This is a genomic window from Streptomyces sp. NPDC089799 (assembly GCF_040684755.1).
Classification (GTDB): Bacteria; Actinomycetota; Actinomycetes; order Streptomycetales; family Streptomycetaceae; genus Streptomyces.
Genome location: NZ_JBFBGR010000011.1, coordinates 178,287 through 203,153 on the forward strand (window position 1 = coordinate 178,287; position 24,867 = coordinate 203,153).

At 74.3% G+C, this 24,867-nt stretch carries 17 protein-coding genes and 2 pseudogenes; 9 read left to right on the forward strand and 10 right to left on the reverse strand.

Going from position 1 to position 24,867, the window contains the following annotated elements; all coding sequences use genetic code 11:
- Nucleotides 1–57: 57 nt before the first annotated feature.
- From AB0O36_RS15065 to AB0O36_RS15080, 4 genes and pseudogenes are all read right to left on the reverse strand, one after another.
- Nucleotides 58–1,068, reverse strand: a pseudogene (locus tag AB0O36_RS15065) (hypothetical protein); the annotation flags it as partial.
- Between the two features lie 52 nt (nt 1,069–1,120).
- Nucleotides 1,121–1,861, reverse strand: a complete 741-nt coding sequence (locus AB0O36_RS15070; RefSeq protein WP_365109353.1) for an SDR family NAD(P)-dependent oxidoreductase — start codon at nt 1,859–1,861, stop codon at nt 1,121–1,123.
- Nucleotides 1,862–1,873: 12 nt separating this feature from the next.
- Nucleotides 1,874–2,371, reverse strand: a complete 498-nt coding sequence (locus AB0O36_RS15075) for an SgcJ/EcaC family oxidoreductase (protein ID WP_365109356.1) — start codon at nt 2,369–2,371, stop codon at nt 1,874–1,876.
- 99 nt (nt 2,372–2,470) lie between these two features.
- Entirely contained in the window at nt 2,471–3,211 is a 741-nt protein-coding gene (locus tag AB0O36_RS15080; protein ID WP_365109359.1) for an SgcJ/EcaC family oxidoreductase, read from the reverse strand.
- A 90-nt stretch (nt 3,212–3,301) separates the two neighbouring features.
- On the opposite strand from AB0O36_RS15080, the gene AB0O36_RS15085 reads away from it, so the two are divergent.
- A complete protein-coding gene (locus AB0O36_RS15085; protein WP_365109362.1) occupies nt 3,302–3,763 on the forward strand; it encodes a MarR family transcriptional regulator in 462 nt (153 codons plus the stop codon).
- A 52-nt stretch (nt 3,764–3,815) separates the two neighbouring features.
- Here the strand turns inward: AB0O36_RS15085 and AB0O36_RS15090 are convergent, their stop codons facing one another.
- Nucleotides 3,816–5,555, reverse strand: coding sequence for a protein kinase (locus tag AB0O36_RS15090; RefSeq protein WP_365109365.1), 1,740 nt, complete (start codon nt 5,553–5,555; stop codon nt 3,816–3,818).
- A gap of 202 nt (nt 5,556–5,757) precedes the next feature.
- Here AB0O36_RS15090 and AB0O36_RS15095 point away from each other — a divergent pair.
- The 3 genes and pseudogenes from AB0O36_RS15095 to AB0O36_RS15105 form a co-directional block, all read left to right on the forward strand.
- Nucleotides 5,758–6,195: pseudogene (locus tag AB0O36_RS15095) on the forward strand ((2Fe-2S)-binding protein); the annotation flags it as partial.
- Nucleotides 6,196–6,314: 119 nt separating this feature from the next.
- Nucleotides 6,315–7,307 carry a xanthine dehydrogenase family protein subunit M gene (locus AB0O36_RS15100; RefSeq protein WP_365109368.1) on the forward strand — a complete coding sequence of 331 codons (993 nt, stop codon included), beginning with the start codon at nt 6,315–6,317 and terminating at the stop codon, nt 7,305–7,307.
- A gap of 27 nt (nt 7,308–7,334) precedes the next feature.
- Nucleotides 7,335–9,440 carry a xanthine dehydrogenase family protein molybdopterin-binding subunit gene (locus AB0O36_RS15105; protein WP_365109371.1) on the forward strand — a complete coding sequence of 702 codons (2,106 nt, stop codon included), beginning with the start codon at nt 7,335–7,337 and terminating at the stop codon, nt 9,438–9,440.
- A 74-nt stretch (nt 9,441–9,514) separates the two neighbouring features.
- Here the strand turns inward: AB0O36_RS15105 and AB0O36_RS15110 are convergent, their stop codons facing one another.
- The 3 genes from AB0O36_RS15110 to AB0O36_RS15120 are packed head-to-tail and all read right to left on the reverse strand — an operon-like array spanning nt 9,515 to nt 15,657.
- Nucleotides 9,515–11,227: a thiamine pyrophosphate-binding protein gene (locus AB0O36_RS15110; RefSeq protein WP_365109374.1), complete on the reverse strand. Its 1,713-nt coding sequence runs from the start codon at nt 11,225–11,227 to the stop codon at nt 9,515–9,517.
- Entirely contained in the window at nt 11,224–12,642 is a 1,419-nt protein-coding gene (locus tag AB0O36_RS15115; RefSeq protein ID WP_365109377.1) for a hypothetical protein, read from the reverse strand. The genes AB0O36_RS15110 and AB0O36_RS15115 overlap by 4 nt, the downstream gene beginning before the upstream one ends.
- 12 nt (nt 12,643–12,654) lie before the next feature.
- Nucleotides 12,655–15,657 carry a peroxidase family protein gene (locus tag AB0O36_RS15120; protein WP_365109380.1) on the reverse strand — a complete coding sequence of 1,001 codons (3,003 nt, stop codon included), beginning with the start codon at nt 15,655–15,657 and terminating at the stop codon, nt 12,655–12,657.
- A gap of 213 nt (nt 15,658–15,870) precedes the next feature.
- Here AB0O36_RS15120 and AB0O36_RS15125 point away from each other — a divergent pair, with 213 nt between their 5' ends.
- On the forward strand, nt 15,871–16,770 hold the full coding sequence (locus AB0O36_RS15125) for an MBL fold metallo-hydrolase (protein WP_365109383.1): 900 nt from the start codon (nt 15,871–15,873) through the stop codon (nt 16,768–16,770).
- A 997-nt stretch (nt 16,771–17,767) separates the two neighbouring features.
- Entirely contained in the window at nt 17,768–17,992 is a 225-nt protein-coding gene (locus tag AB0O36_RS15130; protein WP_365109385.1) for a hypothetical protein, read from the forward strand.
- 10 nt (nt 17,993–18,002) lie between these two features.
- Here AB0O36_RS15130 and AB0O36_RS15135 read toward each other — a convergent pair whose 3' ends face one another.
- A complete protein-coding gene (locus AB0O36_RS15135) occupies nt 18,003–19,166 on the reverse strand; it encodes an MFS transporter (protein ID WP_365109552.1) in 1,164 nt (387 codons plus the stop codon).
- A 142-nt stretch (nt 19,167–19,308) separates the two neighbouring features.
- On the opposite strand from AB0O36_RS15135, the gene AB0O36_RS15140 reads away from it, so the two are divergent.
- The 3 genes from AB0O36_RS15140 (at nt 19,309) to AB0O36_RS15150 (ending at nt 23,706) form a co-directional block, all read left to right on the forward strand.
- Nucleotides 19,309–20,331 (forward strand): ArsR family transcriptional regulator, encoded by a 1,023-nt coding sequence (locus AB0O36_RS15140; protein WP_365109388.1) that lies wholly within the window; start codon nt 19,309–19,311, stop codon nt 20,329–20,331.
- Nucleotides 20,332–20,497: 166 nt separating this feature from the next.
- A complete protein-coding gene (locus AB0O36_RS15145) occupies nt 20,498–22,249 on the forward strand; it encodes a N,N-dimethylformamidase beta subunit family domain-containing protein (protein WP_365109391.1) in 1,752 nt (583 codons plus the stop codon).
- 125 nt (nt 22,250–22,374) lie between these two features.
- Nucleotides 22,375–23,706, forward strand: coding sequence for an LCP family protein (locus AB0O36_RS15150; RefSeq protein WP_365109393.1), 1,332 nt, complete (start codon nt 22,375–22,377; stop codon nt 23,704–23,706).
- A 65-nt stretch (nt 23,707–23,771) separates the two neighbouring features.
- On the opposite strand, the gene AB0O36_RS15155 is transcribed toward AB0O36_RS15150, so the two are convergent.
- Nucleotides 23,772–24,695, reverse strand: coding sequence for an aldo/keto reductase (locus AB0O36_RS15155; RefSeq protein WP_365109555.1), 924 nt, complete (start codon nt 24,693–24,695; stop codon nt 23,772–23,774).
- Nucleotides 24,696–24,867: the final 172 nt, after the last annotated feature.

The following is a 24,867-nucleotide window of genomic DNA, read 5'->3' on the forward strand; positions in this document are numbered from 1 at the left end:
ACCGGTGAGGGGGCGGAGGAACTCCAGGCGGGACGCGAAGTTCCCGTATCCCGCCCGTGCGAACGCCCTGGCCATCGCCGGGTTGGCGGCGTCGCAGTCCCCGCGGATCTCGGAGGCTCCGTTCGCGGCCAGGATGCGGGTGCCGCGGACGACCACGGAGGTGGCGTAGCCCTTGCCGCGGTGGGCGGGGGCGACCCCGACGAAGCCGATCACGGGCACGCCGGGGTTCTCGGCGGGCAGGCTGATGACCGCCGGGGTGCCGTCCGCGTCGAAGCCGATCTCCCACCACTCGGGGTCGTGTGCCAGTCCTGCCGTGTCCTCGAAGAGCAGCTCGGCCGCGCGCCGCGCACCGTGCCGGCGTACGTCGGCGGCGAGGCGGGCGTCCGCCGTGTCCGCGAGGAGATCCTCCAGCAGGGCGACGAACGGTTCGGGGCCGAGGTCGACGAGCGTGCGGTAGGTGAGTCGGGGGTCGTCGGCGGGCAGCGCGGCGAGGGTCTCCGGGGTGACCCGGAGGCCGAACCGGCGTCCGTCGCGGACCTGCCGGAAGCCGGCCTGACGCAGCAGCCCGTACCGGCGCTCGGGGTCCCGCTGGAACTGCGGGGCCTGCGCCGGGGAGTCGACGACGTGCTCCAGTTCGCCCGCGCCGAGCTCGCGTGCCGTGGCCGCGGCCGCGTCGAGCAACGCGGTCCCGGTGTCCGGCGAGTCCGCCGGGGCCTCGAAGAGGACCACGGCGAGCGGGATCCCGTGCCCGGGCATGGTCCACAGCACCGCGCTGCCGACGGGCCGGCCGTCGGGGCCCTCGGCGACGAGACACCACTCGGGACGGGTGCAGGCGCTGTCGAGCAGTTGGGCGAGGTACGCGCGGGTCGCGGCGTTGCGGTCGGGGTCGCCGGGATGTTCGACCAGTGCGGGCAGTTCCTCGGGGCGGGCGGTGCGTACGGGGGTCACGGCGAGCCTTGTCTGTGTCAGGGTCTCGCCGTGGAGGTGGTGGCGGAACTCGTCCCGGGTCTCCCGGGGGCGTCGCGCGCCGCGCCCGGGCGGACCTGCTGAAGGGTGGTGAAGCTTCATCAGGGACCTTGGTAGTGCATGACGGCGGGCGCGTGCCAGTGGATTTGCGGTGTCAGCCGCGGGCGAGGGCGGCCAGGACGGTGCGGCGCGGGAGGGCGCGGACGAGGGTGGCCAGGATGCGGTTTCCGGTGCCCGGGACGACCGTGGGCCGGGCGCGGCGGCGGAGCGCGGCGAGGGCGGTGGTGACCACCTCGGCCGGGGTCTGGACCAGCGCGGCGGGCGCATCGGTGTGGGGCTGGGACTCGGTGGCGGTCATGCCGGGGCACAGGCCGAGGACGTAGACGCCGGAGTCCTTGTGCTCCGCCCACAGCGCTTCGGAGAAGGAGGCCACGAACGCCTTGGTCGCGCTGTAGACGCCGAGGCCGGGCAGCGGCGCGTAGGCGAGGGTGGAGGAGACGTTGAGCAGGGCGTCCCCGGGGCGGGCCCGCGCGAGGAAGGCGTGGGCGAGGGCGACGGGCGCGTGGACGTTGAGGCGCAGCATCTCCTCGGTGCGGTCGAGGGGCCGGTCGGCGAAGGGACCGCCGGTGGCGGTGCCGGCGTTGTTGACGAGGAGGTGGACGCGGCGCTCCGCGAGCGTTCGGGTGGTGCGGGCGAGGCCCTCGGGGGCGGCGAGGTCCGCGGCAACGTACGTGTGGGCGGGCCCGAGTTCGCTAGTGAGGGCGCGGAGCCGGTCCTCGTTCCTGGCGACGGCGATGATGCGGTGGCCGTCCGCGGCGAGGCGGCGGGCGAACTCGCGGCCGATGCCGGCGGTGGCTCCGGTGACCAGGGCGGTGGGGCGGTCGTCGGTGGGCACCTCCGGTGTCCCTCAGCGCTCGGAGGGGTGGGGTGCGGGCCGGGTGGCGGGCCGGAGGCGGAAGGAGAACGCCTCCGTCAGGCGCTTGTGCCGGGTCTTCTGGACCGCGGCGATGCGCCATGCGCCGTCGGTCCCGCGGACCAGCGTGTACGTGGCGAGCTTGCCCAGCCGGCCCCCGGCCCCGGCACCGGGGGCCTTCGGGCCGCCCTTGCGCACGTCGCCCCGGGTGACGGCCACCGCGGTGTCCGGGCCGTGGAAACGCAGGTCGGTGATCTCGACGACCAGCCGGGTGTTCTTGAGGAAGCTGTCGAACAGGTCCTGATGGGCGCGGCCGATCTCGTCGGCGCCGTGGTAGACGGTGCCGGCGTAGGTGACGTCGGTGCCGTCCGGCGTGAACTGGGCGCCGTACGCGGCGCCGTCGCCGGCCGCCCAGGCCGCGCAGCCGCGTGCGAGCAGGGCGTGGATGGCCTCGGTGTCGGCCGGGCGGTCCTGGTGTGCGGTCTCGGTCATGGCGGGTTCCTCCGTGCGGTTCCGGTGGTGCGGGACGGGGTGCCGTTGCTTCTGCTTTTGCTGCTGTTGCCGTTGCCGTTGCCGTTGCCGTCGTCGCCGTTACTTCTCGGCCGCCGGCCTGGTCGCCGGGTCCCAGAGGAAGGAGAGGCGCTCCATGACCGACTGCCGCTTGGTGTTGTGGAAGGCGGCGATGCGCCAGCCCCGGTCGGCCTCGCGCACCAGCGTGTACGTCTGCGTCTTGGTCAGGTCGGTGGCCTTCGGGGCGCCGGCGCCGCTGTACGTGTCGCCGCGGCTGGTGACGATCGCGGTGTCGGGGCCGTGGAAGCGGACGTCCAGGAAGGAGTCGGCGAGCTTGGTGCCCTTGACGAAGCCGCCGAAGAGTGCGCGGTGCCCCTCGGCGATGTCCTGGCGGCCCTGGTAGTGGGTGCCGACGTACGTGGTGTAGGTGGCGTCGGCGGTGAACTGCTCGCCGTACGCGGTGGCGTCGCCGCGGCCCCATGCCTCCGTGAGGGCGCGCAGGGTGTCGCAGACGGCGCGGTGGTCGGCGGCGGTCGGGACACCGGCGGGTGTGGCGGTGAGGACGGGGGTGACGGCCGTGCAGTCGCTCCGCCCGAGGTTCTTGACCTCGGAGGTGGCGTCGAGCCAGAAGTAGCCGCCGGCGGCGGTGACGGCGAGAGCCAGCGTGCCGAAGCCCAGGACGCGCTTGACGCGCTTGACCGTGCGGCGGCGCGAGGTGGGTGCGGCCGCGGCTGCGGCCCCGTCCATGGCACCGGCGCCGCCCTCGGCGGCGGATCCGGCGGCGGTCGCGGTGGTGTTCTCGCTGGTGACGGCGCTGTTCATGGTCTCCCCTCCCATGGTAACTTCTTTGAAGAAGTTTCTGCGTCGAAGATTTCTCTTCGTTGAGGAAGAGATTAGGGAGTGGGGAAGCCCGTGTCAACGCCTGCCATACACCCCGATGCCGGCCGGATCTACCGCCGCTACCTCAGTGCCGTGATGCTGCACGGCCACGCCAGCGCCAGGGCGTGCGAACTCGGCGCCACGGACCTGTACGCGCTCAACATCCTGCTGCTGACCGGCCCCATGACCCCCGGCGAACTGGGCACCCGCACCGGCCTCACCACCGGACCGACCACCCGGCTCATCGACCGCCTGGAGCAAGCGGGCTACGTACGCCGCGCCCCGTCGCCCGACGACCGGCGCAAGGTGATCGTCGAGCCGCTCGGCAAGCCGGCCGACCTCGACACGGTCATGGCTCCCGCCCGCCGGAAGATCGGGGAGATCCTCGGCGGCTACTCCCCCGAGCAGCTCGACGTGCTCTTCGACTACTTCGGCCGGGCCGCCGCGGCCTACCAGGAGGCCGCGGACGAACTGCGTGCCGAGGACTCCCGCTGAGGGCGGACGGGCTCCGGCCCGCTCGACTCCGGCCGGGCCGCCCCCGGCCGGGTCAGTTCCGGCGGGCCAGCGAGGACGGCGCCCCCGCCGACTGGGCCCCCTCCGACTCCAGGGTCATGCGGTCCGCAGCCGCCAGGGTGACCACGTAGAGATTGCCCTGGGGGCAGAGGAAGGGGGACTCCCGGTCGGTGGGATGGCTGGTCACGGCCTTCAGGACGACCGTGTTCCCGCGGACCTGGCGGAGTTCGAGGGCCTCGGTACAGCCGACGTTCCGTCCGGTGGTGACCTCTTTGACATCGCTGACCTGGCGGCCCACCAGGTCCCCGACGGCCCCTGACTGCAGGGTGACGGTGACGGCGAAGTCCCGTGTCCTGGCCTGGGTGACACCGTCCGCGTCCGGCGTGCCCGGGCCGACCCCGCTCCACGTGCCGGCCCACGGAGCCGGCAGGGAGGACCCGGAGGGCGCGGGCACGGGCGCGGACGAGGAGGCGCGGGGCTCGGCCCCGTCGCGGTCGCCGTCGCCCGACCAGGGGTGGGTGGTGAGCAGCAGTGCGACCGCGCCACCCGCCAGGGCCACCGCCCCGGCGGTCACCGCGATCAGCCGCCTCCGGCCGGGCGGGACCGCGGCGGCGGCCGGGGTCGGGGGCGGGGTCGGCAGATGGGCCGGGTACAGCGGTGGGGTGGCGAGGCCATGCGGAGCCGGGGGCACGGCCGCCCCGGATCCGGACGCGGCAGGCGCGAAGGCCGCCGGCGGTCCGTAGCCCGGAGGCACGGAGCCCCCCGACGCAGGCGCAGAGGTGGAGGCCGGCGCGGACTCCTGCGCAGAGGTGGAGGCCGGCGCGGACGCAGAGTCCGCTGCCGTACCGGGCCCGGGCGCCGGGACCTGCGAGGCCTCGATGATCTGCCGCAGGCGCGCCTGGCGGCGGTCCACGTCCGCGAGGAGGGACGGCGGCACCGCACCGCTCCAGTCCGGTCCGCCGTCGGCCCCGAGTGCCGCCACCACCTGCTCGGCGTCCGGTCGCCGGTCCGGCTCCTTGGCCAGGCAGTCCCGCACGATCCCGGCGAGGGACTCCGGCACTCCGCCGAGCCGGGGCTCGTCGTGGACGATGCGGTACAGCAGGGCGGGCAGCCCGAGTTCCTCGTCCGGCCCGAGGAAGGGACTGCGTCCGGTGGCCGCGTACACCAGGACCGCGGCCAGGGAGAACACGTCCGCCGGTGCCCCGGCCACGGCACCGGTCGCCTGCTCCGGCGCCAGGTAGCCGGGGGTGCCGATGACCGTCCCGGTCTGCGTACGGCGCGGATCGAGGACCGCGCGGGCGATGCCGAAGTCGATGAGGAAGGGGCGTTCGGCGCCCAGCAGGACGTTCGCCGGCTTGATGTCGCGGTGGACGACCCCCGCCGCCCGTACGGTGACCAGCGCGGCGGCCAGCTCCCGGCCCAGGCGCCGTACGGCCGCTTCCGGCAGCGGGCCGTGCTCGCGCACCCAGTCGCCCAGCGAGGGTGCGGCGACGTACTCCGTGGCCAGCCACTGCGGTGACGCGCCGGGCGGGCTGAAGTCCACCACCGAGACCGTCCACGGCGAGCGGACGCGGTCGTTGGTGCGTATCTCCCGGGCGAACCGTTCCGCGAAGCCCGGGTCCAGGCTCAGGTCCCGGTGCACGGTCTTCAGGGCCAGCGGGCGGCCGGAGGGCGTGCGGGCGAGGAACACCTCGCCCATTCCTCCCTCGCCGAGACGCGCCAGGAGGCGGTACCCGCCGGTTTCCGGCGGATCGCCGGGCTTCAGAGACTCCACCGACTCCCCCGGTTCTGCTGGTCGTTGCGGGCAACCCTAGAGGACGCCCCCGGTTGACCCGGGCGGGGGCGTGTGAAATGTGTGATCAGCGGTTATGCGGTGTGCATACGTATTTGCTCCGGTTCGGTCTTGTTCGTTCCGGTTCTCCGTGGAAGGGGTGGCTGTGGTGGGTCCGACCGGGGTGACGCGGTCCGTCGTCCGGATGCGCGTCAACGGCAAGGGCTGCGAGGCCGATGTGGACCACCGGGTCACCGTCCTCGACCTGCTGCGCGAGCACCTGGGGCTGACCGGGGCGAAGAAGGGGTGCGACCACGGGCAGTGCGGGGCCTGCACCGTGCTGGTCGGCGGGAAGCGGGTCAACAGCTGCCTGCTGCTGGCGGTCGCGTGCGAAGGAGCCGAGGTCACCACCGTCGAGGGGCTCGCGGGGGCGGACGGGACCCTGCATCCGCTGCAGGAGGCGTTCCTGGAGCGGGACGCCTTCCAGTGCGGCTACTGCACACCGGGTCAGCTGTGCTCCGCCGTGGGGCTGCTGGGCGAGGGCGGCGATCTGAGCCGGGAGGGGATCGCCGAGGGGATGAGCGGGAACCTGTGCCGGTGCGGTGCCTACCCGCGCATCCTGGACGCCGTCCGCGACGTCGTGACGGCCCCCGGTACGGGCGGGCCCGGTGGGGCCCCCGGTACGGGCAGGATCGGCGGGGCCGCCGGTACCGGTGATACGGGCATGTCCTCCGGTACCGGCGGGACGGGTGGGGCGGTCGCGTGAAGCCCTTCGCGTACGTGCGCGCCTCGGGCGTGGCCGAGGCGGTCGCCGCACACGGCGGGCGGCCCGGGTCCCGCTACCTGGGCGGGGGCACCAATCTGGTGGACCTGATGAAGCTCGGCGTGGAGGTGCCCGACACGCTCGTCGACCTCACCGGGCTGCCGCTGGACTTCGTGACCGGGACCGCGGACGGCGGGCTGCGGATCGGCGCCGGTGTGCGCAACAGCGCGCTGGCCGGCCATCCGCTGGTCCGGGAGCGGTATCCCGTGCTGGCACAGGCGGTGCTGGCGGGGGCCTCCGGGCAGCTGCGGAACGCCGCCACCACGGGCGGCAACCTGCTGCAGCGCACCCGCTGCCCCTACTTCCAGGACGTGTCGAAGCCCTGCAACAAGCGGTCGCCGGGCGCGGGCTGCGCCGCCCGTGACGGGATCCACCGCGACCACGCCGTGCTCGGCCACTCCCCGGAGTGCATCGCCACGCACCCGTCCGACCTGGCGGTCGCGCTCGCCGCGCTCGACGCGGTCGTCGAACTGCAGGGGCCCGAGGAGCCGCGGACCGTGCCGGTGACCGCGTTCCACCGGCTCCCGGGAGCCCATCCCGAGCGCGACACCGTCGTCTCGCCCGGCGAGATCGTGACCGCCGTGGTGCTGCCGCCGGGGAGCGCCGGACTGCCCTCGCGGTACCGCAAGGCGCGGGACCGCGCCTCCTACGCCTTCGCCCTGGCGTCCGTCGCCGCCGTGCTCGACGTCCACGAGGGGCGGGTGCGGCGGGTGGCGCTGGCGTTCGGGGGGCTGGCGCACCGGCCCTGGCGGGCGGAGGCGGCCGAGGCGCGGCTGCTGGGTGCCGCGCCCACCGAGGACGTCGTACGGGCGGCGGTCGAGGCGGAGCTGGACCGTGCGGAGCCGCTGCGGGACAACGCCTTCAAGGTGCCGCTCGCCCGGAACCTCGCCTGCGAGGTGCTCGGCACCCTCGCCCGAAGCCCACGCCCCTGACCTGCAGGACGACGAGAGAGAGCCGCCATGAAGTCGAGCCTCGCCGACCGGGCCGGCGCCGTCGGCTGGTCCGCCACGCGCCGCGAGGGCCGGGAGAAGGTCACCGGAACGGCCCGCTACGCCGCCGAGTACGCCCCGGCGCGACGGGCGTACGCCTGGCCGGTGCCCGCGACGGTGGCCCGGGGCCGGGTCACCGGCGTGGACACCGCGGAGGCCCTCGCCGTGCCCGGGTGCCTCGCCGTGCTCACCCCCGGCAACGCCCCGCGGCTGGGTCCCACCGACGATCCCACGCTCCGGGTCCTGCAGGACTCCGAGGTGCCGCACCGCGGCTGGTTCGTGGCGCTCGCCGTGGCCGAGACGCTGGAGGCGGCGCGCGCCGCGGCCGCCGCCGTGCGCGTCGGCTATGCGGCGGAGCCGTTCGACACGGTGCTCCGCGACGACCATCCGGGGGCGTACGCCCCCGAGAAGGTCAACGGCGGCTACCCGGGGCACCGCGAACGGGGTGACGCCGTGGCCGCGTTCGAGGCGGCGCCCGTCCGCGTGGACTGCACGTACGCGGTGCCCGCCCTGCACAACCAGCCGATGGAGCCGCACGCCGCGACCGCGGACTGGGACGCGGAGGCGGACACGCTCACCGTGTACGACTCCAGCCAGGGCTCCGGGCTGGTCCGCACCGTGCTGGCGGGCCTGTTCCGGCTGCCGCCGGACCGGATCACCGTGGTCTCCGAGCACGTCGGTGGCGCGTTCGGCTCCAAGGGCACCCCGCGCCCGCACGTGGTGCTGGCGGTGATGGCGTCCCTGCACACCGGGCGTCCCGTGACCCTCTCCCTGCCGCGGCGGCAGCTGGCGGCGGTCGTCGGTCACCGGCCGCCCACCCTGCACCGGGTGCGGCTGGGCGCCGCCGCGGACGGCACGCTCGCCGCCGTCGCGCACGAGGTCACCACCCACACCTCGCGGGTGCGGGAGTTCGTCGAGCAGGCCGCCGTGCCCGCGCGGGTGATGTACGCGGCTCCCGGCCTGCTCACCACGCACCGGGTGGTCCCGCTCGACGTGCCCACGCCGTCCTGGATGCGGGCGCCCGGGGAGGCTCCGGGCATGTACGCGCTGGAGTCGGCGATGGACGAGCTGGCGGAGGCGCTCGGCCTGGACCCGGTGGAACTGCGGGTCCGCAACGAGCCGGCCCTCGAACCCGACAGCGACCGCCCGTTCAGCAGCCGCCATCTGGTGGAGTGCCTGCACGACGGGGCGGCCCGGTTCGGCTGGGCGGAGCGGCGTACACCGCGGCGGGAGGGCGCGCTGCTGATCGGCAGCGGGGTCGCCGCCTCCACCTATCCGGTGTGGATCGCCCCGTCCTCGGCCCGGGCCCGGGTCCGGCCGGACGGCAGCTACCTGGTCCAGATCAACGCCACGGACCTGGGGACCGGTGCGCGGACCGTGCTGTGGCAGATCGCGGCGGACGCGCTGCGGGCGCCGGCGAACCGGGTCGAGCTGGAGATCGGGCACAGCGACCTGCCGGCGGGGTGGGTCGCCGGAGGATCGGCGGGGACGGCGTCGTGGGGCTGGGCCGTGCACGACGCGTGTACGGACCTGGCGGGGCTGCTGGAGCGCCACGAGGGTCCGCTGCCGGCGGGCGGGCTGACGGTGACGGCCGATACGACGGCATCCGCGCGGCAGCGGTCGCCGTATGCGCGGCACGCCTTCGGCGCGCAGTTCGCCGAGGTGCAGGTGGACACGGTGAGCGGCGAGGTGCGGGTACGCCGGCTGCTGGGCGTCTTCGCCGCCGGGCGCATCCTCAACCCGCTGACCGCGCGTTCGCAGCTGGTCGGGGGGATGGTGATGGGGCTGGGCATGGCCCTCACCGAACACGGAGGTGTGGATCCCGCCTTCGGGGACTTCGCCGAGAACGACCTCGCCTCGTACCACGTGCCGGTGCACGCCGATGTGCCCGACATCGAGGTGCACTGGCTGGACGAGCACGACAGGCACCTGAACCCGATGGGCAGCAAGGGCATCGGGGAGATCGGGATCGTGGGCACGGCGGCGGCCGTGGGGAACGCCTTCCACCGTGCGACGGGCCGGCGGATCCGCGAGCTCCCGCTGACGCCCGACCGGGTCCTTGCGGCGCTGGGGTGAGCGACGCGGGGGGCGCGCGGTCGTTCTCGCGGTCGGGTGGCGCGGGCCGCGTCCCGCGCCGGCGGTGCGTCCCGTCATCCGTCGCCGCGCAGGCGGTCCTCGATGGTCTCGACGAGGCCGGCGATCACGCCGTCCGGGGACGGGCTGTAGTGGGGCACGGCCCAGCGGGTGATCCGGGCGTCGATGACGGTGGGCCGGCCGGAGGCCAGGGCCGTGCGGAAGGCGTCCTCGAACTCCTCGAGCGTCTCGACCCGGTGGCCGTCCGCGCCGCAGGCCCGCGCGTACGCGGCCCAGTCGGGGTTCCTGAACTCCGTCAGCGCGGACTCGCCGTAGGTGACGAGCTGGAAGAGCTTGATCAGTTTGAATTCGCCGTCGTCGAAGATGACCCAGATGACGGGGAGGTCGTTCTCGACGGCGGTCATGAGCTCGAAGCCGGAGAGGGCGTAGCAGCCGTCGCCGCAGCCGACCACGACGGTCCGGTCGGGGTGGGCGGCCTTCAGCCCGATGGCTCCGTTGACGTGGCCGGCCATGGGCCCGAAGGAGCCGGCCTTGCGGAAGTTCTGGCCCTCCTCCAGTTCCGTGTAGTAGCCGAGCCAGGCCAGGTGGGCGCCGGCGTCGGCGAGCAGGACGGCCCGCGGGGGCAGCATCCGTCCGATGGCCTGGGCGAGTTCGCCGGGGTGGATCTTCCCGGTGAGGTGGGTGATGTGGCGGGTTTCGTAGGCGCGGCCCTCGACCTCGGCGGGCGGGACCTCGCCGACCCGCTCCTCCAGGGCCCGGGTGAGGGCGGCCATCGCCGGGCGGGCGTCGGACAGCAGGGCGTGGTCGGGACGGTAGGCCTTGCGGAACTCGCGTTCGGCGATGTTGACGTGGATGAGCACCTTGTCCTCGAACAGGTCCTCGCGGTAGTTGAAGGTGGCGTGCTGGTTGAGGGAGTTCCCGACGCACAGCACGACGTCGGCCTCGCGGAACGCCTTCCAGGCGGCGGCGTGGCCGCTGTCCGCGAAGACGCCCAGGCAGAGCGGGTGTCCTTCGGAGACGATGCCCTTGCCGTCGAGCGTGGTGAGCAGGGGCACCTGGAAGCGTTCGACGAAGTGCCGGATCTCGGGTCCGGCGCCGCTGCGGACGGCGCCGAAGCCGGCCAGCAGCACGATCCGCTGCCGCCGTTCGACGGCCTCGGCCAGTACGGAGGCGATCTTCTCCACCCGGTCCGGGTCGGGGAGGACCGGGGCCACGTCGAGCCGGATCGGCCGGAAGGCGGTGACCTCGGCCCCGCGGACGGTGAGGTCCTCGGGCACGTGGATGTGGACGGGGCCCGGCCTGCCCTCGAAGGCGGTGTTGACCGCTTCCTCCAGCACGTCGCAGGTGTCGGCGATGTCGGTGAGCAGGAAGGACTTCTTGGTGGTGGCGGCGAACATGGCCCGCGAGTCGGGGGTGCCGCTCAGGCCGGAGGTCTCGTTGAGGGAGCCCCAGCCCTGCCAGTGCCGCGACGCGTAGCCGGAGACGGCGAGGACGGGGTAGGAGTCGGACAGGGCGACGGCCAGTCCGGAGAACAGGTTGAACGCGCCGGGGCCGGCCGTGGCGAAGCAGAACCCGAGCCGGTCGGTGTACATGGCGTAGCCGCAGGCCATGAAGGAGGCGGCCTGTTCGTTGCGGGTGATGACCGGCCGGATGAGCTTGGAGTGCTTCAGGGCCACCATCAGGCCGGCCGCGTTCTCGCCGGCGCCGCCGAAGGCGGCGCGCACCCCGATGCCCTCCAGTCCCCTGACGATGGCTTCGTAGACCCTCACGGTGTGTCCTCCGCTTCCCAGAGTGCGGTGTGCCGGCGGTGGGCGTCGGTCAGGCCGGCCGTGAAGAAGCGGTCGTAGTACTCGGATTCGACGTGGTGGGTCTGGAGCCAGACGCCGGGCACGTGGATGGCGTCGGTGTGGGCCGGGAAGCGGCCGTGGGTGGCGTGGACGTACACGCAGATGTCGCGGGCGCAGTCGATGACGTCCTGGTCGTACGCGCGTGCCTCGGTGAGGTAGCGGCGGGCGAAGTCGTCCTTGTAGATGCGCGCGAAGAGCGGTGTGTCGGTGTAGATGCCGCCCTCGCCGAACTTGGAGCGGATCACCTCGTCGACGGCGTCTTCCATGGAGGGGTGGTTGGGCGGGCAGGCCGCCTTGATGAGGTGCTCGCCGCCGGCGCGCAGGCCCACCGGGTGGGAGCGGAGCCGGGCGTGCCGGGGCAGCGGGACCTGCCAGCGCAGGACGTCCGCGGGCCGGAAGCGGGGGGTGACGAAGTCGAAGCCGAGCATGCGGCCGTAGGTGCGGGAGAACTTGGGGTCGCCCAGCATGATCGGGGGGTTGATGCTCGCGTGGATCCAGGCGCCCAGGCCCATGGCGTCCGCGACGAGCATCATGTTCTGGAGGAGGAGGTCGGCCTCGATCTGGGTGCGCATGGGGCCGAGGGCGCCGAGCGGGAGCTTGACGGCGGGGTTGAGGAATCCGTTCCTGATCCATCTGCGGACCCCGGCGGGCCGGTAGAAGTTCCGGTCGTCGACGAGGGTGGGGCGGGCCCCGTCGGGCTGGGTGAGCAGGTACATCAGGGCGTTGATGTACTGGTGGGAGAGGTCGACGACGGGCAGGAAGAGCGTGCTGCCCTCCAGGTTGGACAGGAAGCGGTTGGAGTCGAGGTACGCGGGGAAGTCGCGCAGGCCCTCGGCGACGTCGAGCCGGTGGTCCAGTACGCGGACCTTCGACCGGCGGGCCCGTTCGATGAGGGTGGCGGGGTCGGAAGCGGGTTCCGGGGAGGGCGGCAGCTTCCGGAGGAAGTAGGTGCCGCTGTCGTTGATCATGAAGAAGTGGGTGGCCTGGGCGTTGTCGGGGCTGCCGGCCGTGCGTCCCGTCATGTTCAGGTTGGGCTTGGCCATGATGGGGTCGTGGTTCCGCGGGTCCTCGAAGGGCCGGTCGGGCATGGTGAGTCCGGAGCTGCCGGTGAGGGCGATGAGGACCGCCTCCTCCAGCTCGCCGAGCGGCTGCGGGCGGTGCGGGGAGCGGTAGCTCATCGACCCGGCGGGCACGGAGGCGCCGCGGCCGACCCGGTGGGTGCGGCGCTTGAAGACCGTCTCCCACAGCGGGCGGGAGAGGAGGGCTTCCAGGCCGGGGTGCGCGGGGCCGGGGTGGCCGGGGCCGGGTTTCCCGCCGCCCGGTGGGGGTGCGGACATGGTTCCTCCCGCTCAGCGGTGGCCGGTTCCGGTGCCGCCGGTGCGCGCGCCGCTGTCCGTGCCGTTGCCGGCACTGCCGCCGTTTCCGTTGCCGTTTCCGTTGCCGGCGGGCGGGACCGTCCGCCAGGGTGCGAAGGCGCTCGTCGTGCGGGGCAGTACGCCGGCCAGTTCGGGGCAGTGGCGCAGGATGACGCTCGTCATGCCGTTGCGGGCGATCCAGTCCATGCCGAGCGGCGTGTAGATCTCGGGCCGGAAGTCGACGGTGAGGAAGCGGTCGCTCTGCAGTCTCCGGCTGGCCATCAGGATGAAGATCCGGAAGGCGGTGTCGCTGAAGCCGAATCCCTCGGGCGGGTTCTCGGCGAACAGCCCGACCATGGTGTCGATCTCGTCGACCGAGCGGTACACGCCCTTGAGCCGGGCGAGCGTCTCCGGGTCGGTGGAGAGGTCCTCGAAGCGCCGGATGCGCGGCTTGTGCAGTCCCGCCCGGAAGTCGTTGTAGCGCGGGACCCCGCGCCGCCGGGTGCGTACGAGGTCGACGACGGAGAGGTCGATCACCTCGCCGTCGCGCTCGAAGGCCTGGAGGGCGCGCGGGTAGTTGTGCAGGGTGATCGCTCCGGGGTTCGCGATGCCCAGCGAGTAGAGGGTGTTGACCAGGCCGGTCTTGCGGATGAGCGGCTCGGCGGCCGGTCCCTGCAGGTCGTTGAAGGTCAGGGTGTCCAGGCGGCGGCCGAAGCGGTGGTCGACGAGCTCGTAGTCGTCGGGGAGGAGGGGGTGCATCCGGTAGACGGTGACGAAGTCCTCGGTGAGGGAGTACGGGACCCCGTGGTGGTCGGGGAGCGTGTGCGGGATCCCCTCCAGTCCGTGCTCCTCGAACAGCCACAGGCCCAGTCGGCTGAGCCATGACCTGGGCGGGCCCTGCCAGTTGGTCTTCATGCCGATGTCGAGGGTCTCGGTGGCGAGGATCGCGGGGGTCCACTCGACGGTGTGGATCTTGGCGATCAGTGCGGAGACCACCAGCCGTGCGGTGTGGTAGACGCGGTCCTCGTCCATCGCCGGGTATTCGGCGCGCAGCGCCGTGCACACCGCGTTGTGCTCGCGGGCGAAGAGGGTGTGCATGGAGCTGAGCCCGAGCCACCAGCTCTCGTTGAAGCCGGTCAGGGGCAGTCCGCTCACCCCGCCGGCCCCGCCGGGTCCGCCCGCTCCGTTGACGTACGGCAGGTGGCCGTCCTCCAGGCGGAGGGCCGCTCCGCCGCCCGGCTCGCGCAGGGACCGGGCGACGGACTCGTCGCCGCCGTAGACCTCCGATCCGTCCCACCAGTGGGAGACGGCGCTCTCGAAGAGCAGCGACGGCCGGTCTGCGGCCCCTGCCCCGGGCAGTCGCACCGCCTCGTTCTCGGCGAACCGCATGACCTTCTCCGGCGGCCCGCCCGGGGTGTTGCGCCAGGTGACGCCGGGCGGCAGGGGCACCTCCACGTCCCGGGTCCCGACCGGGTGGCGGCGGTGGTTGACCCAGTCGTGCACCTGGAACTGGATCCAGGCGGCGGCGAGGACGTTCAGGGAGCGCGCCGGGACGAAGACGTCGCGGTGCAGGAGTTCCCGGCTGACGGTCACCGGGTTGGGCGTGTCGTGCAGGTCGGGCCGGTGCACGGGCTTGAGGTTGCGGCCGAACACGGCACCGACGGCACCCATCCGGGGCGCCGACAGGTCGTTGTACGAGCCGTCGTAGCTGCGCCGCACCCGCAGCTCCTCGTCCACGGGCGGCGGCGGTTCCGGGCTCGCCGTGGGCGGCGCCTCGTGGACGTCGGTGTCGATGAGGTTGCTGCGGCGCAGCTCCTGGCGGAAGGCCATGAGGTTGAGCAGCCCGGGCTGGGTGGGCAGCCGGTGCCACGGCACCACGCGGTTCACCGCCCGGAACCCGGCCCGCAGCGGCACCCCGAGCAGGGTGTTCCGCCGGGGCGGGACGGTCACGAAGCGGAGGCCCCGGCGGTGGGCGCCGCTGGCCTCGTAGGCGAGTTTGCGGACGCGGTTGAGATTGCCGAGGGGGCGGAAGCCGTCCGTGGTGTGCCAGGGGTTGAACTCCATCCCGTCGATCCGGGAGGCCACGGCACGTGCCACGACGGTACGGATGTCCTGGCGCGGGACGGTCAGGACGGCCACCGGCACGACGGGCGCGTCCTGCTCCTTCCACTCGGCGGCGCCGTCCTCGATGGGGGTGCTCCGGCCGTCCACGTAGCGCTGCACGCAGAGTTCGAACCGTACGTCGGAGTCGCGGAGGCGCCGGGCGAGCTCGCGTTCCAGGTGGTCGGGGTCCGTACCGGTCGGGTCCGGGGCCGGGACCAGGGCCGGGGCCGGACCCGGCGCGGAGGGGTCCGACAGGGGGCGGAGCCGGTAGCGGACCGGCCCGGAGTCGCCCCACAGGATCGCGCCGCGGCTCCAGTAGGTCTCCAGGGCCAGGCTGCTCACGGGGTGCCGGGTGCCCGCCATCACGTTGCGGCGCATCCGTGCGGCCGTGGACCAGCCGACGGCGAGGGGCAGTTCGAGGAAGAGGGCGGCACCCTGCCGGATCCGGGTGTCGGCGCCCGCCATGACCTTGGCGAAGGCGACGAACTCGCGCGCGGAACGGGCGTGGGACACCGGGAAGCTCGTCATCAGCAGGTCGTGGACCTCGCCGGGGCCGGTGTGGACGCGCAGTGCGGCTCCGCGCAGATCGGGGACGAAGTCGGGCCGGCGGACGCCGCTGGCGTTGGACAGCCGGAGGGTGACCGGATACTCGGCACCGGGCCGGGCGAAGCCGCTGCGCAGGGCTTCGGGGAGGTCGTCGCGGAACCGCAGCCGGGCGTTGTTGACGCCGAGCACGGCCTTGGCGTGGAAGGTCCGTTCGATGGATGCGGCACGGCTGCGCTTCTTCAGCTTGAGCTGTACCCGCAGGAGGTCGTCCACCAGCCGCCGGAACACCTGCCGCTCCGCCTCCGGGGTGCCTCCGACGTACCGCTCGTACTGCCTGGCCTGGTGCATGCGTGCCTCTTCGCGCGAGGGGATCCACTCCACAGACCGCCACTGTGACCCGTCGCGGGGGCGGGCGCGCGGGGAGCGGTCCATACGGCCCACCCGGTTCACGCGGTTCAGGCGTGGTGCGGCCCCGGACCCGCGCCCCGGCCCGGGCGGCCCCCACGGTCGTTGGTTAGGCTGCCGTTCGAGGTGGGCGGGCAGCGCGGGAGGGACGAGTCGATGAGCGGTCAGCAGGGGAACCGGGCCGGTTCCGTCCAGGTCTCCCCGATCGACTTCTCCGGGGCACCCCGGTCCCGCGGGCTGGACGTCCGGTGGATCCACGGCTCGCCGTCGGCGAAGCACAACACCGACCCGGACATCCAGGTCCACGCCTATGACGAGCACACGTTCATCCTGCGGCAGAACATGGCCGTCAACTACGAGGGGCCGTTCCTGTTCCTGCTGTTCGGGAACGAACGGGCGGTGCTGATCGACACCGGCGCCACCGAGTCGGACGCGTTCTTCCCCCTGCGCCGCGTGGTCGACGGCCTCGTCAAGGACTGGCTCACCCGCCACCCGCGGGACGGCTACGGGCTGCTGGTGCTGCACACACACGCCCACGGCGACCACGTGGCGGGCGACGCGCAGTTCGCGGACCGGCCGGACACCACGGTCGTCGGCGCGGGTCTGGCCACGGCCTGGGAGTTCTTCGGCTTCGCCGCGGACCCGGACGCCGTGGCCCGGGTCGACCTCGGCGGCCGGGTGCTGGAATGCCTGGCCACCCCGGGCCACCACGAGACCGCCGTGACCTTCCACGACGCGTGGACCGGCTTCCTGCTGACCGGCGACACGGTCTACCCCGGCCGGCTCTACATCCAGGACTGGGCGGCGTTCACCCGCACCATCGACCGCCTCATCGAGTTCTCGGCGAGCCGGCCCGTCACCCATGTGCTCGGCTGCCACATCGAGATGACCCGCGATCCCGGCGTGGACTACCCGATCCGTACGACGTACCAGCCCGACGAGCCGCCGCTGGAGCTGACGACCGGGCACCTGCACGCGATCCGCGCGGCGATCGCGGAACTGGGCGACACCCCCCGCCGCCACGCCGGCACCGACTTCATCCTCTGCCCTGACTGACAGGCGTGCGGCGTCCGGCGCCGTGCGGCGTCCGGCCCCGGCCGGCCGGCGCCGCGCAGCCGGTGCCGTGCGGTCCGGTATCCGTAGGCCAATACGCTGATCTTCCCGGAAGGCGCTCAAGGCGGTGCTGCCGCGGGCCGATGCACCGCGGGAAGCGGCAAGGCGCTTCCCGCATCGCTCGCTCGATGCGGTTCGGGTTCCCGGGGAGCGGTGCATGGGTTCACAGCACAGGGCGAGGTCCCGCCGTGCGGCGGCCTCTGGCGCCGTGGCGTCGTTGGCACTCGTGTTTCTGGGCACGGTGAGCCCGGCCGCCGGCGCGGCGGACCCGGCCATGGGCGCGCCGCGGGGACCGGAGGCGGCGGGACGGCGGACAGTGGCCGGCGGCGGAGACGACTGCGGGCCGAGGCGGCCCCGGTCGGAGCCCGGCCGGCCCGAGGGTCGCGGCGCATCCGGCACGTACGACGCGTCCGGCACGTCAGGCACGTCCGGCACGTCAGGAACATCCGGCGCGAAGAAGTCGGCAGCGGGCGGAGGCGGCGGCGACTGCCCGAGCGGTGCGGCCGGCCCTACGGGGTCCCCCGGTCCCGCCGGGCCACCCGGTCCGCCGGGGGCGGCAGGGCCGACGGGCCCGACGGGCTCCCCCGGTCCGACGGGACCCGCGGGACCTGCCGGGCCGACCGGTCCCGACGGACCCGCAGGCGCGGACGGGGCCACCGGGGCGGACGGGGCTGCCGGCGCGACGGGCGCGACCGGGCCTACGGGAGTCACCGGGCCCGCAGGAGCGACCGGGCCGATCGGAGCCACCGGGCCCGCCGGAGCGATCGGAAACACCGGCCCGGCGGGGCCCACCGGGGCCACGGGGCCGGCCGGAGCGACGGGGCCGGCCGGACAGGCAGGAGCAACCGGTCCCGCCGGAGCAACCGGTCCCGCCGGACCGACCGGCGCCTCCGGCTCCGGTGGGGGACTCAGCGGGGTGGAGTTCAGGGACTCGCTGCCCGTGACCATCCAGCCGGGGGCCTTCGACTCCGCGTTCGCCGCCTGCCCGGACGGGAAGGTCGCCACCGGCGGTGGCATCTCCCTCGGCCTCCAGACCACGTGGCAGATCTACGACGACCGCCCACCCGTCGCGTTTCCGCCCACGGGGTGGGTCGTGTCGGCCCAGAACACCGGCCAGACGGCCGCCGACATCAAGGCCTGGGTCGTCTGCGCGAATCCGGCCTGAGCCTCGCCCGTCACCCCCGCCGGCGGCGCGGGACCAGGTGGCGGGCCAGGGCCGTCGCCGCCAGGAGGGCGATGAGGACGCAGACCGCCGGCCAGCCGTAGGCGGTGTGGGCGCGGACGCCGAGCCAGGAGCCCGCGGTGCCGCCGAGGTAGGCGCAGGTCATGTAGGCGGTGTTGAGCCTGCTGCGGGAGTCCGGGCGCAGGGCGTACACGCGGGTCTGGTTGGCGACCATCCCGGACTGCATGGAGACGTCCAGCAGCAGGGTGCCCGCGGTCAGCGCGACCAGTCCGGCCGGGCCGCCCAGCGCACCCCCGGCGAGGACCGCGGCCGCGAGCAGGACGCCGAGCAGGCCGGCCAGGTTCACCGGGCCGGGCCCGTGCCGGTCGACCAGCCGGCCGGCGTACGGGGTGCACAGCACGGTGGCCCCGCCGACCAGGGCCAGCAGGCCGACGGCCTCGGCACCCAGGCCGTACACGGGTCCGGTCAGCAGCAGGGCCACACTGGTCCAGGCGGCCGAGAACCCGCCGAACACGGCCGCCTGGTACCAGCAGGAGCGGCGCAGCTCCGGTTCGGCGCGCAGCAGCCGCAGCGGTTCGGCCAGGAAGGCGGTGTACGGGAGGCGGGTCGCGGAGGGCGGCGGGGTCGTTGCGGGTACGGCGTACGCCATGACGGCCGCGAGGACCAGGGCGACGGCGGCAGCGGCCAGGTAGGGGGCGCGCCAGCCCAGGCGTTCGCCGAGGAACCCGCTGAAGGTGCGGGCGAGCAGCATGCCGGCGGTCGATCCGGACAGCAGGGTGCCGAGGACCTCGCCCCGGTGCCGGGGTGCGACGAGACCGGCCGCCATCGGGCCGATGATCTGGGCGGCCACCGTGGTCAGTCCGACCAGGGCGCTCGCCAGGGCGAGGGGCGGCAGGGACGGGGCGCAGCCGGCGCCCAGCAGGGCCAGGCCCGTCAGGGCGAGCAGGACGACCAGGAGCGTACGGTGCCGGATCCGGTCGCCGAGGGGGACGAGGAAGACCATCCCGGCGGTGTAGCCGATCTGGGTGGCGGTGACGACCAGGCCGGCCGTGCCGGCCGGGACGTGCAGTCCGTCGGCGATCAGCGGGCCGATGGCCTGCGGGAAGTAGAGGTTGCCCACCGCCACGGCGCAGGTGACGGCCAGCAGCAGCACCAGACGGCGGCTGGGCCGGTCACCGGGTTCGGCCGGCCGGGCCGGACGGTCCGGGAGGCTCGGGAGGCCCGGGAGGGTCGGGGAGGTCATGGGCGAAGTCCACGGCACCGGCCGGGTCCTGCCAATTGATGTAGCGTGCGGCTTAATGATCAGCTTCGAGCTCGGTGTGGAGGACCTCGCGCTCACCCGGTTCGCCTTCTCGCCGCTGGGCGAGACGGTGCTGAGCCTGCGGGTGCTGCGCGATCCGGGGCTGTCCGCCCTGCACCTGCCGTGGCGCCGGTCGGTGGTGGGCCGGCTCGGCGGGCTGGACACCGGGCTGCTGATGTCCCTGGTGGCGGACCGGCTCACCCTCCCCGACTTCCTGACACCGAGGCCCGAGGTCTTCGAGCCCGACTTCGAGGCCGAACTCGCCGCCGTCCGAAGGACGCCGCCCGAGGTGGTCCGCCGGGACCTGCCGGCCGCGCACGCGCCCGATCCGCTGCCCGCGCCCCTGCACGCGGCGAACGCCGATCGCGACGGGGACGTTCTCCTGCTCCGTGACCGGATCTGTGAACTCCTGCACCGCTACTGGGAGATCGCCGTCCGGCCGGTCTGGCCGCAGATCCGCCTGGTGGTGGAGGCGGACATGACCTACCGGGCACGGCAGCTGGCCCGGGGCGGCGCCCGGCTGCTCTTCGCCGACATGCACCCCCAGCTCCGCTGGGAGGACGCCGGGAGCCGGGGCGTGCTGCGCGTGGCCCGGACCATCGGGGCCGGGTACCACGCGAAGGCGTCCGGCCGGGGGATGCTGCTGGTGCCTTCCGTGTTCGCGCACAAGGTGGCTCCCCCGGTCGGCCCCGGCGAACCGCCCACGCTGCTCTATCCGAGCCGGGGTGTGGCGACGCTCTGGGCCACGGCCCCCGCTCCCCCGCCCGGTCCCGCCGTTGCGGCCCGTGAGGCGGCCCTCGTCCCGCTGCTCGGGGCTCCGCGGGCGCGGCTGCTCGGGCTGGTGGCGGAGCCCCTGGCCACCGTCGAGCTCGCCCGCCGGCTGCGCGTCACTCCCAGTGCCGTCTCCCAGCACCTGCGCGTGCTGCACGGCGCCGGGCTGGTCACCCGGGCCCGGCAGGGGCGGCAGGTCCTGTACCGGCGCAGTCCGCTCGGCGACCGGCTCGCGGCGGGGGACGCGTAAGCGCCCGGGCGGCGGGGCACCACGGGCGACGGGAGCGGCGGCGCGCCCGGGCACGGCCGCGTGCGGGGCTCGGCCGGGCCGGTCGGCTACACAGGAGGCCGGCGGGCGGAGGGTGGCGTTCCGCATCTTCCGCCCCGAAGCCAACCGCTACGGCCGAGGTGATGTGATGGTGGACGGCACGGCTCCCGGCGGGCCGGAGGAACCACGGCGGCCGGTGCGACGGGGACCGGCGCGCAGACGGGTCCTGGGACTCGCCGCCGCCACGTTCGCCTCCTCTCGGCCGTGGGCGGGCACGGCCGCCGCCGGTCCTGCCGGTCCCGCCCGCCCCCGGCCGCAGGGGGGCGCGCCGTCACCGGCGTACGGGCTCGACGTACGCGCGGAGAACTCCCTGCCGGGCGCGCCGGACTGGCGGATCCGGCACGCGGGTCCGGTCGGGGCCGTCGAGGGGTTCACCGACCGGGTGAGCGTGCGGTCCGGCGAGGTCTTCGGGCTGCACGTGTCGACGACGTCCGCCTCCTACACCGTCTCCGCCTACCGGATGGGGTGGTACGGCGGGGCCCGCGCGCGCCTCGTGTGGCGTTCGGCCGCGCTCCCCGGCGAGCGCCAGCCCGCGGCGGTGCGGGATCCCGTCACGCGGATGGTGCACGCCCCGTGGCGGCGGTCGGCGGCCGTGGACACCCGTGGCTGGCCGGAGGGCTGTTACCTGCTCCGGCTGGACACCACGGACGGCCGGGCCCAGCGGTACGTGCCGGTCACCGTCCGCGGCCCGGCCGGGTCGGCAGACCCGGCCGCGTCGACCGCGTCGACCGCGTCGACCGGGGCGGCCGGGGCGGCCGGGGCGGCCGGGGCGCCCGTGGCGGCCGCCGACGCCGCACACCCCGGTCTCGCCGGTCGCGTGGTCGTCGTCAACGCGGTCGCCACCTGGCAGGCGTACAACCGGTGGGGCGGTGCCGACATGTACCAGGGCGCGACCGGCAAGAAGGACTCGCGGTCGCTCGCCGTGGCCTTCGACCGGCCGTACGCGAACAGGCTGGGAGCCGGTCAGTTCCTGTTCTTCGAGCTGCCCCTGATCGCGCTGGCCGAACGCCTCGGACTGCCGCTGGCCTACGCCACCGGGGTGGACGTGGCCCGCGAGCCGGAGCTCCTGCGCGGGGCGGCGGCCGTGGTCTCCCCCGGGCACGACGAGTACTGGACCCCGGAGCAGCGCCGGCACGTCACCCTCGCCCGGGACACGGGGACGAACCTGGCCGTGTTCGGCGCCAACTGCTGCTACCGGCGCGTACGTTACGAGCCGTCCGCGCTGGGCGCCGACCGGGTGGTGGTGTGCTGGAAGGACGACTACGCCGCCGACCCCGGGTACCGCCGGGGCCTTCCGCCCACCACCGACTTCCGGCGGCAGCCGGCCCCCGACCCGGAGAGCTCGCTGCTCGGCGTGATCTACGAGGGCTACCCGGTGGACGCGCCGTACGTGGTGTCCCACGCCGGGCACTGGCTGCTGGCGGGGACCGGGGTGCGGGCGGGTGATGCGTTCCCGCACCTGGTGGGCGTCGAGTACGACCGGGTCGACACGGGCTACCCGACCCCGCGGCCGGTCGAGATCCTGGCCCACTCGCCGGTGGTCTGCAAGGGCCGGGCCTCGTACGCGGACACGGCCTACGTCTCGCTGCCGGGCGGCGCGGGCGTGTTCGCGACGGGCACCATGCGGTGGGTGGAGGCCCTGGACGCGAGCGGTCCGCCGGGCGGGAAGGGGAACCACGGGCTGGGCGGCGACGCGGGCAGGTTCACCCGCGTGGTCACGGAGAACGTGCTGAAGGCGTTCGCCCGGGGCCCGGCGGGGCGGGCCAGGCCCGCCCTGGACAACGTGCTCGCCCATTACGGGGAGGCGGCCCCGGCTCCGGCGGCCCGGTCCGGCGTGTAGCCGTGGCGGGCCGCCGCGGAAGGGTTACGGTCCGCTGCAAGCTTCCTCCCTCCTCCCCCCTCTTTCGCTCTTTCGCTCTTTCGCTCTTTCCTCCAGGCAGTTCTCGGACGATTCGGGGATGTGCGTTGCGTCGTCTCACCGTTGCCCTGTCCCTGCTGGCCACCCTCGCCTCCGGCACCTTCCTGGGCAGTGCGCGGGCCGTGCCCGCCGAGGGTGAACCGCCGGGTCGCACGGCCGGCGGACACGGTACGAACGTCCTGGTCGTCGGCATCGACAGCCGGGCCGGGCTGTCCGCCGCCGAGAAGCGCCGGCTCCACGTGGGCGGCAAGGGCTGCAACTGCACCGACGTGATGCTGCTGCTGCACCTGTCCGAGGACGGGCGCAGGGCCAGTGTGGTCTCTCTCCCCCGGGATTCCTACGTGGAGTACGCGGATGCCGCCGGCACCGCCACCGGGCAGCGCGGCAAGATCAACGGCGCGTATGCGATCGGCGGCGGCCCGATGACGGTGAAGACCGTGGAGAAGGCTACGGGGCTGCACATCGACCACTACCTGGAGACCGGGTTCACCGGTTTCGAGGACGCCGTCGACCGGCTGGGCGGTGCCACGGTCTGCACCGACAGGCCGCTCCGGGACGAGAACTCCGGACTGGACATCGCGGCCGGCGTGCACCGCACGAACGGCGACGACACCCTGCGCTACGTCCGGGCCCGGCACGTCACCAACCGCCCCGGCGACCTCGGCCGGATGCGCCGTCAGCAGCGCGTGGTGACGGACCTGCTGACCCGGCTCACCGCCGAGGGAGCCCTGTCCGACCCGGCGCGGACCGCCCGGACGGCCCGTGCCCTGCTGAGGTCCGTACGGACCGGGGACGGGACCCGCATCATCGACCTGGTCCGGATCGGGCTGGCCCTGGGCCGGCTGGAGCCGGAACGCACCGAGTTCGCGACCGTGCCGATCCGGCTGTTCGACCACCGGGTGCCGGGCGTGGGGTCCACGCTGGTGTGGCACGAGGCGCGTTCCGCCGCGATGTGGGAGGCCCTGGCCGCGGACCGTCCGCTCGTGGGCGACACCCGTGTCCAGCCCGCCCCGAAGACCCCGGTGACGACCAATCCGGCCGGGATCGAGGTCCGCGTCGACGACCGGGCCGTCGCCGAGGCGCTGCGCCGCGACAGGTTCGAGGTCACCGACACGTCGGCCGCGGCGCCGTCGGTCCGTCCGGTGGGCCCGCCGGTCATCCGCCACGCCCCGGGCCGGGAGGAGGACGCCGCCACCCTGGCGGCCGCCCTGCCGGGTGCGCGGCTGGAGGCCGTCCCGGGCCACGGCACGGGCTTCGACGTGGCCGTCGGGACCGCCCCCGTGGAGGTCCGGACGGTCACCTACGACCGCAATGTCGCGGACGGTGCGCCGGTGACCGGCGACGTCCTCGGGTGCGCGGGCACGGCCGCGCAGCCGTAACCCCGCAGCCCCGATGGACCGGCGGGCCGCCGGGCCGCCGAGCCGTCGAGCCCCGGGCAGCCCGGTCAGTCCTGGGGGCGGTGGTGGAGGGCGTCCAGGAGGTCCAGGTCGGCCGGGGAGAGCCGGAGGGCGCCGGCGGCCACGTTGGCGTCCAGGTGGACGGGGTCGCCGGTGCCGGGGATGGCCAGGACGTGCGGCCCCCGGTGGAGGGTCCATGCCAGTCGCACCTGGGCGGGGGTCGCCCCGTGGGCCTCGGCCACGGAGCGGATCTCCTCGGCGTCGGTGTGGGCCGCGGTGGCGGTACCCGTCTCGCGGGCCGCGGCGGCGATGGCGTAGAAGGGGACGAAGGCGATGCCCTGCTCCCCGCAGTGGCGCACGAACTCGTCCTGCTCGGCGTGGAATCCGATGCCGTACGGGTTCTGCACGCACACCACGGGGGCGATCGCGCGGGCCTCGGCCAGCTGTTCGGGTCGGACGTTGGAAACGCCCAGGTGGCGGATGAGGCCCGCCTCACGGAGCTCGGCCAGGGCGCCGAAGCGCTCGGCGAGCGAAGCGGTGCCGACGACGCGGAGGTTGACCACGTCGAGGTGGTCGCGGCCGAGCTGGCGGAGGTTCTCCTCGACCTGACCGCGCAGCTCCCGCGGGCCGGCGTGCTCGGCCCACCTCCCGTGCACGTCCCGGGCGGGGCCGACCTTGGTGGCGATGACCAGGTCGTCGTAGTGGGGCGCCAGGGCCCGGTTGATCAGCTCGTTGGCGGAACGCAGCGGTGAGAAGTAGAACGCGGCGGTGTCGATGTGGTTCACGCCGAGCTCCACGGCGCGGCGCAGCACCGCGATCGCCCGGTCCCGGTCCCGGGGCACGGCATGGGGCACGAGCGCCTCACCGGTCTGCGGGAGGCGCATCGCGCCGAACCCGATGCGGTTCACCTCCAGGTCGCCGAGCTTCCAGGTGCCCGCTGCCGCCGCCCCGCCCGCCCGGGCCGGAGGCATGGGCGAGGGCGTGGGCGAGGGCGAGGGCGTCGATGAGGGCGTCGATGAGGTGATCTGAGAAGTCATGGCGCGATGATCCAGGCGCGGTAGGCTGCCCGGCCATTGATTAACACATGTATGAATCCTCGCGAGCAGAGGGCAGAGGGGAAGAGGGCGAAGGACTGTGGGGGCG

What these genes read in the sequence shown, in the direction of transcription:
- AB0O36_RS15075 (WP_365109356.1), bottom strand. Translation starts at nt 2,371, where the DNA reads ATGACCGAGACCGCACACCAGGACCGCCCGGCCGACACCGAGGCCATC.
- AB0O36_RS15080 (WP_365109359.1), bottom strand. Translation starts at nt 3,211, where the DNA reads ATGAACAGCGCCGTCACCAGCGAGAACACCACCGCGACCGCCGCCGGA.
- AB0O36_RS15105 (WP_365109371.1), top strand. Translation starts at nt 7,335, where the DNA reads ATGAAGTCGAGCCTCGCCGACCGGGCCGGCGCCGTCGGCTGGTCCGCC.
- AB0O36_RS15115 (WP_365109377.1), bottom strand. Translation starts at nt 12,642, where the DNA reads ATGTCCGCACCCCCACCGGGCGGCGGGAAACCCGGCCCCGGCCACCCC.
- AB0O36_RS15120 (WP_365109380.1), bottom strand. Translation starts at nt 15,657, where the DNA reads ATGCACCAGGCCAGGCAGTACGAGCGGTACGTCGGAGGCACCCCGGAG.
- AB0O36_RS15125 (WP_365109383.1), top strand. Translation starts at nt 15,871, where the DNA reads ATGAGCGGTCAGCAGGGGAACCGGGCCGGTTCCGTCCAGGTCTCCCCG.
- AB0O36_RS15140 (WP_365109388.1), top strand. Translation starts at nt 19,309, where the DNA reads ATGATCAGCTTCGAGCTCGGTGTGGAGGACCTCGCGCTCACCCGGTTC.
- AB0O36_RS15145 (WP_365109391.1), top strand. Translation starts at nt 20,498, where the DNA reads ATGGTGGACGGCACGGCTCCCGGCGGGCCGGAGGAACCACGGCGGCCG.
- AB0O36_RS15155 (WP_365109555.1), bottom strand. Translation starts at nt 24,695, where the DNA reads ATGCCTCCGGCCCGGGCGGGCGGGGCGGCGGCAGCGGGCACCTGGAAG.